Annotated in this window: 17 protein-coding genes; 4 read left to right on the forward strand and 13 right to left on the reverse strand. The window is 48.1% G+C overall.

Features of this window, described 5'->3' with window-relative positions:
• Nucleotides 1-442 precede the first annotated feature (442 nt).
• From truC to rsmG, 9 genes are all read right to left on the reverse strand, one after another.
• Entirely contained in the window at nt 443-1,207 is a 765-nt protein-coding gene (truC, locus tag B0181_RS03730) for a tRNA pseudouridine(65) synthase TruC (RefSeq protein WP_078276148.1), read from the reverse strand.
• A gap of 179 nt (nt 1,208-1,386) precedes the next feature.
• Nucleotides 1,387-2,520 carry a hypothetical protein gene (locus B0181_RS03735; protein ID WP_078276149.1) on the reverse strand — a complete coding sequence of 378 codons (1,134 nt, stop codon included), beginning with the start codon at nt 2,518-2,520 and terminating at the stop codon, nt 1,387-1,389.
• Between the two features lie 73 nt (nt 2,521-2,593).
• On the reverse strand, nt 2,594-3,349 hold the full coding sequence (gene kdsB, locus B0181_RS03740) for a 3-deoxy-manno-octulosonate cytidylyltransferase (protein ID WP_078276150.1): 756 nt from the start codon (nt 3,347-3,349) through the stop codon (nt 2,594-2,596).
• A gap of 65 nt (nt 3,350-3,414) precedes the next feature.
• Nucleotides 3,415-4,398, reverse strand: a complete 984-nt coding sequence (locus tag B0181_RS03745; RefSeq protein WP_207384380.1) for a bile acid:sodium symporter family protein — start codon at nt 4,396-4,398, stop codon at nt 3,415-3,417.
• An 83-nt stretch (nt 4,399-4,481) separates the two neighbouring features.
• A complete protein-coding gene (gene lpxK, locus B0181_RS03750; protein ID WP_078276151.1) occupies nt 4,482-5,516 on the reverse strand; it encodes a tetraacyldisaccharide 4'-kinase in 1,035 nt (344 codons plus the stop codon).
• Nucleotides 5,517-5,608: 92 nt separating this feature from the next.
• A complete protein-coding gene (gene msbA, locus B0181_RS03755) occupies nt 5,609-7,300 on the reverse strand; it encodes a lipid A export permease/ATP-binding protein MsbA (RefSeq protein ID WP_242620161.1) in 1,692 nt (563 codons plus the stop codon).
• Between the two features lie 171 nt (nt 7,301-7,471).
• Nucleotides 7,472-8,554: a ParB/RepB/Spo0J family partition protein gene (locus tag B0181_RS03760; RefSeq protein WP_078276153.1), complete on the reverse strand. Its 1,083-nt coding sequence runs from the start codon at nt 8,552-8,554 to the stop codon at nt 7,472-7,474.
• Between the two features lie 128 nt (nt 8,555-8,682).
• Complete coding sequence (locus B0181_RS03765; protein WP_078276154.1) at nt 8,683-9,498, reverse strand: ParA family protein; 816 nt, start codon at nt 9,496-9,498, stop codon at nt 8,683-8,685.
• An 87-nt stretch (nt 9,499-9,585) separates the two neighbouring features.
• Complete coding sequence (gene rsmG / locus B0181_RS03770; protein WP_078276155.1) at nt 9,586-10,281, reverse strand: 16S rRNA (guanine(527)-N(7))-methyltransferase RsmG; 696 nt, start codon at nt 10,279-10,281, stop codon at nt 9,586-9,588.
• A 319-nt stretch (nt 10,282-10,600) separates the two neighbouring features.
• Between rsmG and B0181_RS03775 the strand changes: the two genes are divergently transcribed.
• The 4 genes from B0181_RS03775 to B0181_RS03790 all read left to right on the forward strand — a co-directional run bounded on the left by B0181_RS03775 (nt 10,601) and on the right by B0181_RS03790 (nt 16,439).
• Nucleotides 10,601-13,003: a Lon protease family protein gene (locus B0181_RS03775; RefSeq protein WP_078276156.1), complete on the forward strand. Its 2,403-nt coding sequence runs from the start codon at nt 10,601-10,603 to the stop codon at nt 13,001-13,003.
• Between the two features lie 193 nt (nt 13,004-13,196).
• On the forward strand, nt 13,197-13,841 hold the full coding sequence (gene nth, locus B0181_RS03780; protein WP_078276203.1) for an endonuclease III: 645 nt from the start codon (nt 13,197-13,199) through the stop codon (nt 13,839-13,841).
• Between the two features lie 181 nt (nt 13,842-14,022).
• Nucleotides 14,023-15,216, forward strand: coding sequence for an MFS transporter (locus tag B0181_RS03785; RefSeq protein WP_078276157.1), 1,194 nt, complete (start codon nt 14,023-14,025; stop codon nt 15,214-15,216).
• Nucleotides 15,213-16,439: an ATP-grasp domain-containing protein gene (locus tag B0181_RS03790; protein ID WP_078276158.1), complete on the forward strand. Its 1,227-nt coding sequence runs from the start codon at nt 15,213-15,215 to the stop codon at nt 16,437-16,439. Before B0181_RS03785 ends, B0181_RS03790 begins: the two co-directional genes overlap by 4 nt.
• Nucleotides 16,440-16,605: 166 nt before the next feature.
• On the opposite strand, the gene adk is transcribed toward B0181_RS03790, so the two are convergent.
• From adk to B0181_RS03815, 4 genes are all read right to left on the reverse strand, one after another.
• Nucleotides 16,606-17,259, reverse strand: coding sequence for an adenylate kinase (adk, locus tag B0181_RS03795; protein ID WP_078276204.1), 654 nt, complete (start codon nt 17,257-17,259; stop codon nt 16,606-16,608).
• Nucleotides 17,260-17,598: 339 nt separating this feature from the next.
• On the reverse strand, nt 17,599-18,861 hold the full coding sequence (gene ccmI / locus B0181_RS03805; RefSeq protein WP_078276160.1) for a c-type cytochrome biogenesis protein CcmI: 1,263 nt from the start codon (nt 18,859-18,861) through the stop codon (nt 17,599-17,601).
• On the reverse strand, nt 18,858-19,319 hold the full coding sequence (locus B0181_RS03810; protein WP_115338226.1) for a cytochrome c-type biogenesis protein: 462 nt from the start codon (nt 19,317-19,319) through the stop codon (nt 18,858-18,860). Before B0181_RS03810 ends, ccmI begins: the two co-directional genes overlap by 4 nt.
• Nucleotides 19,320-19,478: 159 nt before the next feature.
• The gene (locus tag B0181_RS03815; RefSeq protein WP_172462132.1) at nt 19,479-20,060 is read right to left on the reverse strand and encodes a DsbE family thiol:disulfide interchange protein; all 582 of its coding nucleotides are present in this window, start codon (nt 20,058-20,060) and stop codon (nt 19,479-19,481) included.
• Between the last annotated feature and the right edge of the window lie 30 nt (nt 20,061-20,090).

A 20,090-nucleotide genomic window follows, 5' to 3' on the forward strand; every position in this document is an offset into this window, starting at 1 on the left:
AGTTGCCTTGAGTTGTGTTGGGCTGTCGCTAACCCAACTTACGAATGCCATTGCCAGACCAGCCTACACCCCTGCCTGAGCTGAACATACCCTGCCGTTCGCCCTGAGCTTGTCAAAGGGTGAACGTGGTAGCGATTTAGGTTTGGTAAAGGCTTAAACTAGCAAAGATTTAAACCAAAAAACCGTCCATGGTTCGACAGGCTCACCACGAACGGTTTTTATGTTCATCACAAACAAAATTTTTGATAAAATTTTTGTTCGCCTTGAGCTTGTTAAAGGGCTGCGGCTTAGCCTGCAAGTTGGGCTAAATGAAGCAAAGTTCAACGTTTTGGACTGTGTTTGTCTTATAAAATGCTGGATTGCGCCATCACCAATCCAACTTGTGCACTTAAAACCCAAACAATGACTTGAGCCATTTGGCGGCACTCTACATAAACACCCATCAAAGCAAACGCTGCAAATCCTGCGCCCACGCCTGCCAACCAAACGCCTTCATCACCGCCATAAAATCATCGTCCAGCGGCGCAAAAACTTGCACCGCACTTCCATCAATCAGCGACTCAAACCCAAGTGCGTGCGCATGAAGCAGCAGCCGACTTACGCCCGTATGCGCCAGCACTGCCTTATTTTGCGCAGTGTCGCCATGCGTGGTGTCGCCCACGATGGGGTGAAAAATGTGCGTCATGTGCCGCCTAAGCTGATGCTTACGCCCTGTGATTGGCGTAAGGCGCATGAGCGAATAGCGCGCAGTCGAATAACGTACCGCCGCCACAAACGGCATTTCCACCGTTGCCAAGCATTCATAATCGGTCAGCGCAGGTTTGGCAGCTTTATTTGGGTCGGCAAATTTATCGGCGATTTTATCCAATTTTGGCTTGAGCGCATAATCAATCCGCCTTTTGCCAAGCTGTTTTTGCGCATCCAGCACATAGCCACGCACCACCGCCACATAAGATTTTTGCACCTTGTGCGCTTCAAATTGCATGGAAAGCGCACGTGCAGAATCACTATCTTTGGCAAATAAGAGCGCCCCAGAAGTCGGACGATCCAGCCTGTGCACAGGATAAACGTGCTGACCGAGCTGATCGCGCAGCGTCTGCATGACAAATTGCGTCTCGTGTTTATCAAGCCACGAGCGATGCACAAGCATACCTGCTGGCTTATTTACCACCACGCAAGTTTCATCTTGGTATAAAATGGATAACATTTGGTTATGAATTGGTAAAGTTGAAAAGGTGTGAGAATAGGTGTAAAAATTGGTGCGAATTTACCGAAAATTTTTCATCAATTCAAATTTTTCGCAAATTCAACGCACATTCAAAATAAATGCGATGATAAATTTGGCAAACTTACGCTTGATAATCCCAGCCGATATAATTTGGCAACTTAACCCGCCTGCCCTGCCAGCACCGACATCAGCGCATCGTAGGCGAATTTTTCTTGTACGTTTTGAGTGGTGGCGATGGCGGTGTCGTTTAGCTGATTAAGCATGGCATCAAAATCGGCTGTCGCAAGCGATGGTACGCTCGCCAAGGTGTCCGCCACTGACAAATCTGTGTGCAAACTTGGCAAACCCAACCCCATACGCCACAAATCCAGCAGCATGACACGGCTAAGCATACAAAACTGCGCAAGCGTCAGCTCGCCTTGCCAATAATCGCTTGCCGCCATCACCGAACGCCTACCCGTACGCAATGCTGCCAAAGTCTTCAGCCAAGTGCCACGATGAGCAAACCACGCCTGCTGCGGTAAATCTGCCGCCACCAAAGGTGCGCCGTCCGCCAACGCCAAAAGCATTTTAGCACGCACCTGCCAATCATTAGCATTATTCAGGCTATCATTTACCAGAATATTTTTTAAAAATTCTAAAGAATATCGCTCGTCAATCTGCTCAAGTGGCAAGGCTTGCACACGGCTTTTGATGGTAGGTAAAAGCCTGCTGACATGGTCGGTGATGAGCAGCAAATGCACGCCTGAACGCGGCTCTTCTAAAGTTTTTAAGAGCGCATTTGCCGCAGCGATGGTGAGCGTATCCGCATAATCCAGCACGATAACACGCTCGCCCTTGCCTTTGCTGTGGCTATATTCTTGTACGTTGCGAATGTCGTCAATTTTAATGCTGCGCTCAAATTTTTGGGCGCTGTCATCATCAGATTTTGGCAATACCAACACATCTGGGTGCGTGCCAGCTTTTAGCCAAGTGCAGCTCTCGCAATGCCCACAGGCGAATTGTGCAGGTAAATTTGACTGAGTATCCAGCGAATCATCAGACGAATTATCAGCCGTCCCAGCAAACTTATTTTCACACAAAAGCCACGCCACAAACCGCCACACAAACGCACGCTTGCCAATACCAGCCATGCCAGCTGCCAGCATGGCGTGCGGCAATCTGCCCTGCTGATACTGCGTGATCAGCTGCGCCCATGCGTCATCTTGCCAAGCGTATTTGGTGGCAAACGCACTGTCATCAAAGACGGTTTGCGCTTTGATTTGCTCGCTTTGTTGGTCGGAATTTGGCATAACTTAACTTGACAATACAACCTAAACAAATGGCTGAATTTCACCTACTTAAAATTTTATCATTTAGAAAAACTTAAAAAGACAGCCACTCATCAAGCGGCATGGCGTTCAGTCTTGCTAAATCTTCTGGCGTGTCCACACCCAAAGGCAGCGTTGTGCTTGCCACATCAATCGCAATGCGCTCACCGTTTTCCAGCATTCTTAGCTGCTCTAGGCTTTCTAGTTGCTCAAGCGTGCCTTGTTGCCATGCGCTAAATGCCTTGAGCGCACGCACTCGGTAGGCGTACAGTCCCAAATGACGATAGGCATATTGATTGGGTGTGGATTGATTGTCTCGGTCGTGCGGAATGGGTGCACGGCTAAAATACAGCGCCTGCTGTCCTGCCTTGACGACTTTTACTACCGATGTTTTATGAAAATCTTCTGTATTATCAATGGCTTCGCACAAAGTTGCCATCGCACAGTCAGGGTTTGCCACCAGCAAATCACGCACTTGCAATAAAAGCTCAGGCGGTACAAGCGGCTCATCACCTTGCATATTTACCACGATGTCATCGTCCGCCAATGCTAAAATGTCTGCCGCCTGCGCCAATCTGTCCGTGCCAGATGGCTGCTCATCCGTCATCACGGTACGCACGCCTGCTTGCTCGCACACCTGTGCAATGCGTGCATCGTCTGTCGCCACGCACACGCTGTCGGCAAAAGTTGCGCGCGCCGCCTTCTCCGCCGTCCACAAAATCATCGGCTTGCCATGAATCTCAAGCAGCGGCTTGGCTGGCAAGCGAGTGGATTTATAGCGCGCTGGGATAATGATGTGGGTTTTGCTCATGGTGAATTCCTAAGTTAAGATAATTTTGTAAGATTTTGCTGATTTTTATCAAAATTACGATGAATTTATGACAGCTTTTTAGCAGCGTTTGACTCGCCCTTGCCTTGCTTGACATCCCACCAAGCAAAACCATTGCCCAAAATCGTCCCTGAAACAGAATGCCACACCACCGCCACAGCAGTAGCAATAGCAGATTCAGCATTGGCTGGGAAAAATTTTGCGCTCAAGCCTGTTGCCAAGCCAGCATTTTGCACGCCTGTTTCAATGGCGACAGTGCGTTTTTTGGCGGTACTCATGCCAACCACTTGCGCGGCATAAAATCCCAAAACATAGCCGCCAGCATTATGTAAAGCAATGGCAATCACCATGACAAGCGCCGATTCAGCAAAGCGATGTCCGTGTACAGCCGCCACACCGCCAACGATACAGGCAAAGGCAAGCACCGCCACCGCAGGCATGATGTCTTTGATTTTTTCAAACCAGCCTTTGCTGCCAAACGCCATATTTGAAAATGAACCTAATAGCACAGGAAATAAAGTCACCAGCAGCATGAATTTAAACATACCCCAAGCGTCCATATCTACCGTCTCGCCAAGCAGCACCATCAACCACAATGGCGTCATGACAGGCGCAAGCAAGGTTGATACCGTCGTCATGCCCACCGAAAATGCCACGTCGCCACGCGCCAGATACGTCATGATGTTTGACGACACGCCACCCGGACAAGAACCTACCAGCACCAAACCCAAAATCAAACCATCCGACAAATTAAGCATTCGTCCAATGCCAATGGCAAGTAGCGGCATGACGGTGTATTGAATGGTTGCACCAGCCAAAATATCCAGTGGTCTTTGTGCTAGGATTTTATAATCTTTTGTGCCAAGCGTAATTCCTATGCCCAGCATAATGACACCCAGCACCAGCATTTGTGCCGTGCCTGCCACCCAAGAAAAAGTCATCGGATTTATCATGCCGATAATGGCGGCTAAAATGATGATTGCGGCGGTGAATTTGGTGGCTTGCTGTCCAATGGTGGCGAAAATTGACACGCAACAACTCCTTATGTAAAACCAACTTAAAATAAAATTTTCTCAAACTAAAAACAGCAAATACCAGCCCGCCAAATCCCAACTTAGCTTAAGCCAAACCGCTGCAGCAACTTATCCATCTCCCCATACACGCTTTCGCTCAATGTCGCACTCACAGGCAGCACCCAAATATTCTCAAAAATTGGCGATTTAGCACGGCTGGCAAGCGTGCGCAGCTTCACCGCATCTTTACTTGTGGTGATGATTGGATGCTGGGTCAGTGGTGTGATGTCGTCCATTTCAAATTTATGATGGTCAGCAAACGGCTTTTTAATCACCCCAAAACCCAGCGTTTGCAAAGTGTCAAAAAACCGCTCAGGATAGCCAATACCACTTAGCGCATAGACGCTGGCAGGTGGTTTTGGCGCAGGATTTGTACTGGTGAACAGCGGCTCAAGCGGCGCAGGGTCAAGCTGCATTCTTAGCGCCTTTGCGTCATAACGCTCGCTGCGCTTATCATGATAAACCACGGTCGCACCATCAAGACGGCTGACAGGCTCACGCAAAAACCCCTGCGGCAACAGCTTACCATTGCCAAAACCACGCACGCCATCCACCACAATCCACTCAGCATCACGGTGCAGCGCATAATGCTGCAAGCCGTCATCACTAATGATAAGCTGGGTATCGCTAAACTGCGCAAGCAAAAGCTCAATCGCCTTACCACGATCAGCGCCCACCGCCATCGGCACGGCGGTACTTTGTACGATCAAGCATGGCTCATCACCCACATCGTCAGGCGTGCTGTCGGTACGCACCAGTTTTGGCGTGCTGCTACGCTCGCCTTTGGCAAGCACACGCCCATAACCACGGCTAATCACGCCCACACGCACATTTTTGGCTTGCAAATACTTCACTAAAGCGATGATGAGCGGTGTCTTACCACTGCCGCCCACGGTGATATTACCAATGACAAGTACAGGCACGGCGGCATGATATTTTTTTAAAAACGCTTTATCATACAATGACTTACGCGCGCCACTCACCGCACCATACACCGCTGACAAAGGCGCAAGCGCTTGCAAATAAGGCGACTGATTTTGCCACGCTTTGGTGATGGCAAGCTCAAATTTTTTCATAAAATCTCGGTTTGCTTAATTTGACAAATTTGACGGATTTGGCAAGTTTATATTTAATGACAAGGTTTTACATTCAAAATCACAGCCACCCATCACTCATCAAAAGTGCGCTCGTACATCGCCTTATACATGCCGCCTTTTGCCATCAACTCAGCATGGCTACCCACTTCCACAATCTCACCTTGATCCATCACCACAATGCGATCAGCATTTTCAATGGTGGATAAACGGTGCGCAATCACAAGCGTGGTGCGCCCTTGCATGACGGTTTCTAGCGCCTTTTGGATATAAAATTCTGATTCATTATCCAGCGCAGAAGTCGCTTCGTCCAGCACCAAAATCGGTGCGTCTTTAAGCAGCGCGCGGGCAATGGACAGCCGCTGACGCTGACCGCCAGACAATGACAAACCTTCTGCGCCAATCACGCTGTCGTAGCCCTTTGGCAGCTTGCTGATAAAATCGTGCGCATATGCTGCTTTTGCCGCCTGCATGATTTCATCACGGCTTTTTTGTGCCAGCGCGCCATAAGCGATGTTATGCGCCACCGTGTCTAAAAATAGCGTAACTTGTTGATTTACCATAGCAATTTGCGCACGCAGACTGGCAAGTTTAATGTCGTCAATCGCTTGATTGTCAATATAAATCTTGCCTGTACTTGGCGCAAGCTGGCGTGTGAGCAGATTGACAAGCGTGGTCTTGCCAGAACCTGAACGCCCCACCACTGCGATGGTTTCACCTGCTTTGATGTTAAGGTTGAAATTTTTAATCGCCTGTACGCCACTGTCGTAAGTCAGGCTCACGTTTTCAAAACGAATGTCGCCATGAATGTCTGGTGTCAGCGTGCCGTTGTCCTTTTCTTCGGCTTTATCCAAAAGCTCAAAAATCGACACACCAGCAGCAATGCCACGTTGTAAGCGCTGATTGACATCGGTCAAAGCCTTGACAGGACGTGCCAGCAGCCCTGCTGCCACCAAATAAGACGCAAATTCGCCTGCGCTGGTATTGCCCAAAATTTCAGGGCGCAAAGACAGCCAAATCACAAAGCACATGCCCGTCGCCATCAAAAGCTGAATCACTGGCGAGTTGATTGCCGCAAGCACGGTCATTTTCATGCCTTTGACAAGATTGTCCTTTGATGCTTTATTAAAACGTGCGGCTTCGTAGCTTTGTCCGCCGTAATTTTTCACCACGCTATAGCCAGTTATCGCTTCATTGGTGATGTGGCTGATGGCGCTCATGGTGTCTTGAATATCCATAGACAGCGCAGCAAAACGCTTTGACACACGCTTAATCAGCCAAAACACAGGCGGTACGACAATCATCAACACCAAAGTCAGCCGCCAGTTAATATAAAAAAGATAGCCAAACAGCGCAATCACCGTCAAGCCTTCTTTTAATAAAGTCATGATAGAATCGGTGGTCGCAGCGGTAACTTGCTCGACATTAAAAATCAGCTTTGATGAAATCGTGCCGGCAGGGTTATTTAGGAAAAATTCGCTCGGTAATCTGAGCAATTTTTCAAACACTTCAATGCGCAGCACATACACCAAGCTACGCGCCATCAATGCCGAATAATAACTGCCTAAAAATGCACCCACACCACGAAACACAAACAGCAAAATCACCAAAAACGGAAACCAAAATTTACGATGGCGGTCGTCTTCGTTGATGGCGTCAATGATGAATTCAAACAGCTTGGCACTGCCCACTTCTGCGCCTGCGCTGATGGCAAAGCCGATAATCACAAAGATAAACGCCCACCAATACGGCTTTAAATAGCGCATTAGGCGTAAAAAGGTCGCCAATTTATCAACGTCTTGGCTGTTTGTTTGATTATCCGCCTGACTGTCTGTTTGATTGCCTGTTTGCTCGTCTTGCAGATTGGGCTTTTGCTGCGAATCTGGCGTTTGTGGCGAAAATTGTGTCGTCATGTGCTTATCGTCATTTTGCCGCCATTACAGCGAAACATTAAGCTGCGATAACAGCTGATTAAGCTCATCATCGCCATAAAAGAAAATCTCAAGACTGCCCTTGCCAGACTTGCTTTGCTTGAGTTTGACCGTTGCGCCCAGTGCGTCTGACAGCTTTTGCGACAGCGCAGCCACTTCATGCGAATCAGCTTTGGCAGGTTTTGCTTCAGGATTTAAAATGGATTTTACCAGTTTTTCGGCATCACGCACCGTCATCTGCCCATCGATGATTTTTTTGGCGATGACTGGCTGCTGACCGTCTGATAAAGACAGCAAAGCACGCGCGTGTCCCATGTCCAAAAGCCCTTCATTCATGTAGCCTTTGACGGTGTCGTGCAGATTGTTTAGACGCAAAAGATTGGTAACCGTGGCGCGCGCCTTGCCCACCACATCAGCAATCATCGCATGGCTCATGCCAAATTCGGTATGAAAACGCTGCAACGCCGCCGCCTGCTCCAGCACATTCAAATCTTCACGCTGAATATTTTCAATGAGCGCGAGCGCAATGGCAATCTCATCAGACAGCACACGCTCAATCGCAGGAATTTGCGTTAAGCCTGCCATTTTTGCCGCACGCCAGCGGCGCTCACCTGCAATGATTTCGTGCGTAACGCCATCATTCACCTTATCTTCATTAGATAACAGCGGACGAATGACGATGGGCTGCATCACGCCATGCTGACCGATGGAGCTGGCAAGCTCGCTCAATGCTGCTTCGTCCATCACACGGCGTGGCTGGTATTTGCCAGACTGCAAGCGATTTGGGTCAATTTGCATGAGCGTTACTTGCTCGCCATCATCAGACGTGGTGGTTTCGCTCGGCTTGGCGGCATCTTTTTTGGTTTTGGCTTTTTTATCAGCCTTATCGGCTTTATCCGCCTTCACGTCCGCTTTCGACTTGGCAGACTTATCCTTGCTGCCGCCAGCAAGCTCGGCAATTTTCTCGGCACTGGCAGGCAAGCCGTCCGCTGTCGCCACCAATGCTTCCGCCGTCAGCGCTCGCTCTTTTTTGACGCCGCTAATCAGCGCACCAAGACCACGACTGTTGCCAAGCCCACGTTTTTTCATGAATGATTACCTTTATAAATGACCGCTGTGTTGCTTTTTGTACTTACTTTTATGCTACTTTTGGCTGTGTATCGCCTTTACAGTCTCGCAATGTGAAAATGTCGCAATGTGAAATTAAGGCACGCCCATCACCACTGAAACTGCTCGCTGATTTTCGCTTGCGACACCGCAGGCTCGTCCACACGATTTAAAATCTCGTTCATCAGCTGATGATACGCACGCGCGCCTTTGCTCGATTTTTCATAATCAAAAATTGAGCAGCCAAAACTTGGTGCTTCAGCAAGACGCACATTTCTAGGAATCAGCGTCTGATACATCAGCTCGCCAAAGTGATTTTCCAGCTCAGCAGACACGTCCTGCGCCAGCGTGTTACGGCTGTCAAACATCGTGCGCACCACGCCACGCACATACAGCTTGCCGTTCAGCTCACTCAGGCGTTTGATGGTATCAATCAAATCCACCACCCCTTCTAGCGCATAATATTCGCACTGCATTGGGATAATCACGCCTTGCGTGGCGCAAAAGGCATTTACCGTCAATAAAGACAAACTTGGCGCACAGTCAATGATGATGAAATCATAGTCAATTTTGCCAGATTTTTTCGCCTTTTTGATGGCTTTTTTGAGCAAAAATGGCGCATCTTCCACGTCGCTTAGCACCACGTCAATGCCCGCCAAGTCTTTATTTGCACCAATCACATCAAGCCCAGATGGCGATGTTACCACCGCCTTTTGAAACGCCAAGCCATCAATCAAAATGTCCGCCGCCGTGTATTCAAGCGCATTTTTATCAAGCCCCATGCCTGTGGTGGCGTTGCCTTGTGAGTCAAGGTCAATCAGCAGCACTTTTTTCTTGGCAATGCGATGCAACGCTGCCGCCAAATTCACCGCTGTCGTGGTTTTACCCACGCCGCCTTTTTGGTTGGCGATTGCAATAATTTCCATACACACCTATCAATTTTTCGTCACGGTTTTTGTAAAATTTTCGTCAATTTTTTGTAAATTTTCAAATACTTATTCAATTTGGCGTCATCAATCTGCCAAATCCAGCTCAACTAGGCAGCGCGTGTCGGCAAGCTCTGGCACATTAAGCGCAATCACGCTGCATTGCCAAGCCTTATCAGCAAACATCACAGGCTGCGATAAATCTTTATCGTCAAGTTCTGGCGCTTTGGCTTTCATGGCAGACAGCTTACCGCCTGCCGCCAAGTACGGCGCGCCCAACGCCACAAAATCGTCCAAAGATGCAAAAGCGCGCGAAGTAATCACATCAAACTCGCCAGTAAAATTTTCAATACGGCTGGCAACTGGCGTTAAGTTTTCAAGCGCTAATTCACCGACAATCTGGCGGATAAAGCGGATTTTCTTTTGATTGCTGTCAAGTGCGGTAATCTGCCAGTCAGGGCGCAAAATTGCCACCAACACCGCAGGCAAACCCGCCCCTGTGCCAATGTCCAGCACGCTCACGCCAGATTTATCGGCAAAAGGCAGCTTTGGCACAATCGCCATGCAATCAAAAATGTGCTTAATCAAGGCTTCGTTTGGGTCGGTGATGGCGGTCAAATTATACGCCTTGCCCCACAAAAGCAAGCCGTCCAAATAACGCAAAATCGCCACGCACTGCGCATCACTCATCGCCAAGCCAAGCGCATTTGCCGCCTGCTGTAGACGCACGGCAAACTTATCGGCATGATTACCAATTTTAAAAAATCCTGCCTGCGATACCATCGTTTGTAAATCCACTGTGCAATCCGCCCAAATTTATTTAAATTTACCCAAACTTGACCAAAACAAACCAGCATTTGTCATCTTTGCTGTGATTTGACCGCCAAGATAACAAAACACCCAAAATTGCCTATTTTATCACGGTTTAATCTGCTAAAATAGGGGCAATTTGCACAAGCGTAAAAATCTGCACTTTTATTAAGGTTTTTGCGCAGTTTTGGGCGGTTTTTTGGTTTGAAAAACCGTTTTAGCACTCTTAATCATTAAACAAAATAACTTTTAGACAATTATCAAACAAGTATCACACAATTAAAAAGCATTCATGACAACTTTAGATAAATATCGCCTGTCGCCCACCGACCTAAAACGCTACACGGACGCTGACAGCTTGCCAGACCCCAGCAATCTGACCGACATCAATGCGCTGCCAAACCAAGACGGCGTACTTGGCACGCTCGGATTTGGGCAAGAGCGTGCCATCAAAGCCATCAACACCGCACTTGACATCAAAGCGAACGGCTATCATGTGTTTGCCGTGGGCGATAACGGACTTGGCAAACGCACGCTCATCACACGCCTGCTTGCCGCACGCGCCAAGCACGAACCCACACCGCCTGATTTGGTGTATGTGCATAATTTTGACACTCCACGCAGCCCGATTGCGCTTAGCCTGCCGACCGCCACAGGTGCAGCTTTTGCCAAGGATATGCACAAATTATGGCACAGTTTATATAAGAAAATATTGGCAAAATTTGCCAGCTTAAGCTATCAAAATCAGCTCACGCACATCAAGCAAAACGCCCAAAAACAAGAACACAAACTCATCAATGCGCTCAACGCAGACGCCAAAACGCACAATCTCACGCTTTTACAAACCACTGAAAATAAAGCGATTTTTGCGCCGATTGATGAAAATTTACCGATTGACGATGCCGCCTTACAAAAACTGCAAAAACGCTTGACCAAAATTAACGTTACGCTTGATGAGCTTGAAGAGACGGTAAACAGCCAAATCAACGAGCTGCACGACACCTTGACCCAAAAAATCATCGAGCCACTCATCAAACCTTTGCTTAATAAATACAGCGACAAAGCGATTCGTCACCATCTGGCGCAATACCAAAAAGACGTGATAGAAAACGTGCTTTTTATTGTGGATAATGACGAAGAATTCATGAGCAAAACCTTTCATGGCGTGCCTAGCCGCTATGATGTCAATGTCATCGTCAGTCACGAAAAAGACAGCGGTGCGCCCATTGTCTTTGAAGATATGCCCACGCACCCAAATTTGCTTGGGCATATTGAATACGTTACGCAGCTTGGTACGATTTTGACCGATGCCAGCATGATTCGCGCTGGCGCACTGCACAAGGCAAATGGCGGCTATCTGCTGCTAGAAGCGTCATCACTGCTTGAGCATCCTTATGCGTGGCAAGGGCTTAAGCGCGCCTTACAATCCAAACAAATCAAAATCTCAAGCCTTGAGCAAATGCTGACGCTTACAGGCTCTTTATCGCTTGCGCCTGATGGCGTGCCGCTGTCGGTAAAGGTGATTTTGCTTGGCGAGCCTGATTTGTATTATGAATTGCTGGAATTTGAGCCTGAATTTAATTCGCTGTTTAAAATTCGTGCCGATTTTCATGACGATGTGCCACGCCACGCCGCCAGTGAAGCTGCCTTGATGGTAAAAATGCTGGATATGATTGCCAAGCAAAATTTGCCAGACTTTGAAAAATCCGCCTTTGCGGCGATTTTAGACGAATTATCGGTGCTGGCAGACGATCAGCACAAGCTCAACCTACACAGCGATAAGCTGCTGCAGCTTTTGGTGGAATCGGCTCGCCAAGCCACGCTAGATGGCGCATTGCCTGTCAATAAAAGCCACGTCGCCAAAGCCTTACAAGACATGCACGAACGCAAAAGCTACCTGCAAGAGCTGTACTGGCAAGAAATCAAAACAGGCACACAAATCATCAACACCAAAGGCCGTGCCACAGGGCAAATCAACGCCTTGACGGTGCTGATGTATGCCGACAGCGAATTTGGTATGCCTGCACGCCTAACCGCACTGATTGCGCCAAAATTTGGCTCAGGCGAGATTTTGGATATTGAGCGTGATGTGGATTTGGGCGGCAGTCTGCACGCCAAAGGTATGCTGATTATGACAAGCTATTTGCGCTCGCTGTTTAGTGAATTTGTGGAGCTTAATTTTAGTGCATCGCTCGCCTTTGAGCAAAGTTATGCGCACATTGATGGCGACAGTGCCACGCTTGCTGAAGCCTGCGCCCTACTGTCAGCATTGGCGGACGTGCCTGTGCGCCAAGAGCTTGCCATCACAGGCAGCATGAATCAGCTTGGGCAAGCGCAAGCGGTGGGCGGCGTGAATGCCAAAATCGCAGGATTTTTTGACGCTTGCTGTGAGCAAGGCTTAAGCGGCAGCCAAGGCGTGATTTTACCGCGCACCAACCTTAGCCAGCTGATGCTGCGTGATGACATCGTGCAAGCGGTGGCGGACGGCAAATTCCACATTTACGCCATTGACCATATTCACCAAGCGCTCGCCCTACTCACTGGCATTGCCATTGATGAGAAAACCAAGCATGGCGAATATAAAAAATCATCGCTGTTTGGCAGAATTTTAACACGTCTGGCAAGCTGGGACGAAGCCGAAGAAGACGAAAAATCTGGCAAAAAAGCCGATAAAAAATCTGGCAAGCGCCATTAACTTTATAAAAATCCATCAATAAATCAGTTACTTAACTCATTTTAAATTAAAAACCACAAAACCAATCATGAAAAGCAAAGCCATCGCCCAAGCCAAAGCCCTTGATGACGCTAATGACACCAAGAGTGCTAAAGCCGTCAAAAAACGTGCGCCAAAAGTCGCCAAAACTGCCGACACACCGCCTTCTCGCAAGATGAGCCGTGAAAAAGTGCAGCACTTTTTTGAAAAACTTGCCGCCACCATTGATGAGCCAGTAACCGAGCTGCAATATTCCACGACTTTTGAGCTTTTGATTGCCGTCATGCTGTCTGCGCAGTCCACCGACAAAGGCGTGAACATCGCCACTGCCAAGCTGTTTCCTGTGGCGAACACTCCGCAGGCGATTTTGGATTTGGGGCTTGATGGGCTAAAAAGTTACATCAACACCATCGGACTTTATAATTCTAAAGCCGCCAACGTGATGAAAACCTGCGCCGATTTAATCGCCAAGCACGGCGGCGAAGTGCCACGCACACGCAGTGAGCTTGAGGCCTTGGCTGGCGTGGGACGCAAAACCGCCAATGTCGTGCTAAATACCGCTTTTGGCGAGCCTGTGATGGCGGTGGATACGCACATTTTTCGTGTGGGCAATCGCACAGGACTTGCTACCGGTAAAAACGTGCGTGAAGTGGAAGATAAGCTGATGAAAGCCATTCCCAAAGAATTTTTGGTGGATGCGCACCATTATCTGATTTTGCACGGTCGCTACACCTGCATGGCACGCAGCCCAAAATGCGGCAAATGCCCTGTGTATGATGAGTGTATGTTTAAAGACAAAGCCAAGTGGGTAGATGTATAATCCGCCGATTTGGCTTTAAGCCAACTCAAAGCATACCACGCCAGATTGACGAATCATCGCCTTTATGCTACCTTTTAAAACGCCCAAACCAGTGCAGCCATTCACAGCCCACCAAAAGGAAAACGCTTTATTTTTATGAAATTTTCATTAAAATAAAGCTAAAAACAAGGACAGCCCCATCATGAACCTAAAGAAATTCTACGGCAGTCTCATCGTCTTTTATTTTAGCGATATGTCGTTGCTGATTATGGTCATGTGGCTGTCTTATCAACTCACCAAAAATCCGCTGATTTTAGGCACGCTGATTTTTATCAGCACCATCACGCCTTTTCTTATCAAACGACTGTCTCGGCTCAATTTACTGTCTTTGCCCATCACGCATTTGATGGTGGTTCGGATTGCGCTGTATGTGCTGGCGTTGGCATTGGCGTTTTTACCGCCCACTCTTTACACCTTTATTGGTCTTGCACTCATTTCTGGCATTTTGGGTGTCAGCATTTTAAGCAACTACGAATCTTATAATAATTATCTGGTGCTAAAGCGCCTAATCAGTGCCGACAAAGGCTCTCGGTATATGCAAACCGTCATACAAATTGGTGCTTTTGCAGGCGCGATGATTGGCGGATTTTTGCTGGAGCGTTTTGCGTTTTTTCACGCCATGACCATCATCACCGCTGTGGACGTGCTGTTTTGCGTGCTGTGTTTGTTTTGGGCGAAAAATCATCAGCTTGGACAATTAGGACAACTCACTCACGAAAACTCGCACGCACAGTCGCACACATCAAGCACGCCCACCACTCACAAAAGCCCCATTATGGATAAACGCACGCTGTACCTGCTGTGCGCTTTGCTTGGTTTTCTTGGCGTACACGTCATCAGTTTTAACATCACCACACCCATCATTTTTCAAGAAATCAAACATTGGTCAGCGCAAGATTTCGGACTTGCCAGCGCCTTTGCGGGTGCAGGTGCGTTTTTGGCGGTGTTTTTAAAAAGCGGCTTAAAACGCTGCCTTGTCATGGCTGCCCTGCTCATCATTGCTGATTTGTTATTCGTATTTTTACACATCAAAGCACTTAGCCTTGCCGCCTGCTTTTTTATTGGCATCTTCATGAACAGCGTGCGCATTTTTGCCAGAGCAAGACTGTCGCTTTTGGCAAAAGACACCGCTCAAGCCTTTAGCATCGGGCAATACAGCGCGGTCAGTTATACGCTGTTTCAGGCAGCAGCAAGTCTTGTGCTGGGTTTGTTACTCGCCAATCCTGCAAGCACAACCAACATCACCTTGCTGTTTTTGCCAGCGGTTGCCTGCGTTGTGCTGATTTTATACGTCTGCTGGCTGATTAGCCCAGCCCAAAAGGAAGTTTATTCATGACAAAAAGCGTCATCATTGTTGATCCTTTTTCCACAGGCGCACTGTACGCCAAAGCCTTTGCCGACTTGGGCTATCGCTGCCATGCGGTGATTGCCAATGACAACATCAACAAAGACTATTTTCGCTTTGATGATACGCACTTTGTCAATAAAACGCCCTACAGCATCCAAGATGCCAAAGACAAGCTGAACCCCAGCGATGTCGCAGCGGTGGTTATCGGTGCAGAAAGCGGCGTCATCGCTGGCGAGACTTTGGCGCATTATTTTGGCGTGCTGGGCAATAATCCTGCCACCAGCCAGCTGCGCCGCGATAAATTCGCCATGCAAGACGCACTAAAAGCGCGCGGATTAAACCACATCAAAAGCCAAATTATCCACAAAGACAGCCAAGAATTTTTTGACAGCGAAAGCTACATCATCAAGCCCATCAACTCGGCAGGCAGTGATGGCGTGATATTCATCAAGGATAAAACTGCGCTACTAAGCCACTTGCAAACGCTAAAATTTGATGGCGTGAACGCACTTGGCGAACCAAACACCGCCTATCTGTTACAATCATTCATCACAGGCGATGAGTTTGTGGTGGATATGGTGGTGCAAGGCGACCATGTGTTTGTTGCCAGCTTGTGCAAGTACGAAAAGGGGCTGTATAACGGCAGTCCTTTTGTGTATAAAAATATGCAAATGCTTGATATTACTGATAAAAAATACCAAGCCATCATTAAATACGCCAAGCAATGCGTCCGTGCTTTAGATGTCAGCGTTGGCGCGGTGCATATGGAGCTGTTCGCCACTTGGGGTACGGACAGCTACATCAATCCTGTGATGATTGAAATGGGCGCACGCTTGCATGGCGGTGTCGCACCCATCATTTTTCAGGCGTGCTATGAGCCAAATCTGCTCACGCTAAGCATGGCTGCGCATTTAAATCAAGACCTAAAGCACGCAAATATGTACGAGTGCGCCACCCAAACCCAGCCTGCCAAAGTGGTGTTTTTAATCAACGAAACGCCCAACGCACACCTAGATGCGGACAAATTTTTAGAACAAATTAAGCAAGTTGATGGTTTTTATCACGTCAAAATTCTTGACGATAAAACCCTGCCTTTGACGGTGGATTTATTAAGCTGCCCTGCTTTGGTGTGTTTGGTTGGCGGTGCGATTGATGACGATGAAAAGCGTGTTCGTGCGATTTTTAATTCGTGCTTATTCACTCAAACTTAATCAAAACAGCCATACAAAACCACCCAAACAAAAAGCGAGCCGAAGCCCGCTTTTTTATTTGCTGATGTTTTGTCAATTTGGTTTGTTGATCCAATCAAATTGACAATTCAGTTGAGTTTTCAATCAAACCCAACCGACAAATCCCATCAACAATTCACACGTCAAATTACGCTTTTAGCACCGCAAAGATTTCATCACGCACGGTGTTAATCTCTTTTGTGCCGTCAAAATCGTGATACGCTGGCGCATTTTCGCCCTGCTTTGCCACTTCTTGATAATGCCCCACCAAAGCAGCCGTTTGCTTGTGATACACCGCCAAACGATCACGAATGGTGTCTTCTTTGTCGTCATCACGCTGTACCAGTGGCTCGCCTGTTTCATCGTCCACGCCTTCTACTTTTGGCGGATTGTACACAATGTGATACACACGGCCAGACGCTGGGTGGCTGCGGCGACCTGACAAGCGGCTCACGATTTCATCGTCTGGCACGCTGATTTCAATCACATGATTGATGTCCACGCCTGCTGCTGCCAAGGCTTCAGCTTGTGGAATGGTGCGTGGAAAGCCATCAAAAATGCAGCCGTTGGCACAATCTGGCTGGCTGATACGCTCTTTAACAAGATTGATGATTAAGTCATCTGACACCAACTGACCTGCGTCCATCACGCTTTTGGCTTGCTTGCCAAGCTCTGTGCCAGCCTTAATCGCCGCGCGCAGCATATCGCCTGTAGAAATTTGCGGAATGCCAAATTCCTTAGAAATCAGCTGTGCTTGCGTGCCTTTGCCAGCACCCGGTGGGCCTAAAAGAATGATACGCATCATAAGAATATCCTATCGTTACTGTATGAGATGAATTTATGAGTGCGATGATTGGCTGTCAAACCAATCCATCACTACAAACAAAATACTTAGTGGGCGGCTTTGATAAGCAGATTGGATTTAATCGTCCATCGCACCCATCATAAGCAAATTTTACCGCCATCACCGCTTTGCTACTATAAACCACCGCACTTAATTGTTCAAGTGCTTTTTGTGGTTTTGGCAAGTTTTCATTTGGCTTGCGTTTGGCTTTTTGCAAAATAAAAGCAAAAGCAATCAGCACACAAGCCAAAACCTTTGTAAAAACTTACACCAAGCCAATTTCAATGCAAAGTAAAATCACGGCACAACTTGCGAAATCGTTAGGTTTGCTGACGTTTGCACATCGCCCAAAATTACAGGGTTTGCCGCCAAATCACCCGATTCGCTCATCGCCGAACCTGAATGGCTGATGCGTGCGTTCAAAGCCAGCTGCACCCCTGCCGCACGGCCGACAGACAGCGTACGCTCTGGCAGCATGGCGTCCAAATCGCTTAGGGTAAGCGTAGCGGTGCCGCCAGACATTTGCGATACAGGCAAGCGCTTGACCGCATAAGGCGCGCCGCCAGCAGTATCGCTGATGGACACAAAAAGCACGTCCGTTTCGCCAATTTGCGGCATTAAATTCGGTGCGATATTGATAGACACCGCCACGCCTTGTACCGCTTTTTTGGCTTGCTCTTCAATATTTGCCGCAAGCGTGTCTAGGCTTGCCAAGGCTTCACTGCGATCGCCAGACTTAGCGGCAATGCTTGAGCGCAATTTAGAAAGCCACGCCTTGGCAATCTCAAAACGCCCTGCACGAGTTTCGCCCATCACCATCAGCATTTGTGCGCCTTCGTGATTTGGTTCGGCTTTTAGCACGTTTGTTACCACATCGCGCGCCACGCCATCTAGCACGCCATTATTGGCAAAAAAGCTCGCCTGCGCATAAGTCATGGCGATGTCGTGATTGTCAGGCTCAAGTCGGTGCGCACGCGCCAAGGCTTCTAGCATTTGCGGCTGGGCTTGCAAGGCGGAAAACAGCTCCGATAAACGCATCCAGCGATTTGCGTCATAAGCATGGGCGTAGACGTTGGTTTGCATAGCGGTAATCAGTGCTGCACTGTCTTTGGCTGCCCATTCTGGCGGCGTATCAATCTTGCCAGTCAATAAATCGTCCGCCACTTGCCCCACGTTTGCCTGCGCTTGCCACAGTTTATAGACGCTTGTGCGATCGCCCACCAACAAATACGCCAATGCCGCAAGCAGTAAAATCCACACAATCACAATCAAGCGCGGCACTCTGCCCACGACTTGGTGCGTCTCGGCATGGGTTTGCGCCGCCAAAAGCTGGCGTTTTAGTGAAGCGGTTTGTGCTTGATAAGATTGCTCATCAATCACGCCAGCCGCTTTATCTTCATCAAGCTCAGCAATGCGCTCACGAAAAACCGCCACGTTCACCGACATCAGGCGGTTGTCCACCACCGCACGCCCTTTTAGCCAAGGAAAAATCACCACCCAAGCCAAAAGCACGCACAGCAGCACGCACAGCGTAAAAAATAACATCAAAGTCGGTGTCATGATTGATCCTTAGTTGATTGATGATGCGACAAAATTTGCTCAAGTTTCGCTTCTTCACTGCGGCTTAAGTTATCGCTGTGTGGCATGGCTGGCGCAGGTTTACGCCCACGTTTGGCTTTTAGCACCCAGCCCAAAATCAGCACCACCAGCAAAAGCGGCGGAAAAAACCACAAAATCCACGTTGATGGGCGCACAGGCGGCTTATAGCTGATGAAATCGCCATAACGGTCAAACATATATTGACGAATTTCACCGTCCGAACGCCCATCTTTAATCATCTCGTAGGTTTTTTGTTTTAAATCTTGGGCGATGGGCGCATCAGAACCTGCCAGATTTTGGTTTTGGCATTTAGGGCAGCGCAGCTCGTCAATCAGCGCACGATAGCGAGTTTCTTCTTCGTCCGTGTTAAACTGATACACATCAATGCTGCTGGCATGGGCAAGCGGTACGACACTCATCGCAATGCTTGCGCCAAGTACGCCTGCCGTCAGCACGCCCAAGGTTTGTTTTTTCATAATTACCACTCAGATTTTAAGCCGTTGATTTTAAAGCCTTGTTTTTAAATCATTTTTTAAAACAGTGATTTTAAAATTAGTGATTTATTAAAAATCCACAAATCAGCTGCACGCCAGCGTCTTATCTTCTTCGCTCAGCGCATCATCACCAAGCGCCGTCAAGCATAGCTCAATGTCATCGGCATAATTTTGTGCATTCACTTCGCCCAAAATGTGCTTATACACCACGCCTTTACCGTCCACCACAAAAGTCTCTGGCGCGCCCGTCAAGCCCAAATCCAGCGCATATTCGCCTGACAAATCTTGGATAGAATACACAAAGGGGTCTTGAAATTCGTTCAAATACGCCAAAGCGTCAGGCAGCTCATCTTTATAATTCACGCCCACCATTGGCACGCCTTTGGCATGAAGCTCCATCAAAAACGGATGCTCCACACGGCAAGTTGGACACCAAGAACCCCACACATTAAGCAAAAATGGCGTTTTTGGCAAATCAGCATTGGTCATCGTACGGCTGGTGTCAGACAGCAGCGGCAAGCTAAATTCTGGCAACGGCTTATTCATGGACGTGTTGATTTTTACGTCTGTTTCATCACCCAGACGGAAAAAGAACATCACAATAAGCAGCGCAAAAATCACCAAAGGCACGATAAAAATCAGCGCACGACGAGCAGGATTTGCCATGTTGTTCTCCATGATTTCAGTGAATGGACG

Source organism: Moraxella caviae, assembly GCF_002014985.1.
In the GTDB taxonomy this organism is placed as follows: Bacteria; Pseudomonadota; Gammaproteobacteria; order Pseudomonadales; family Moraxellaceae; genus Moraxella; species Moraxella caviae.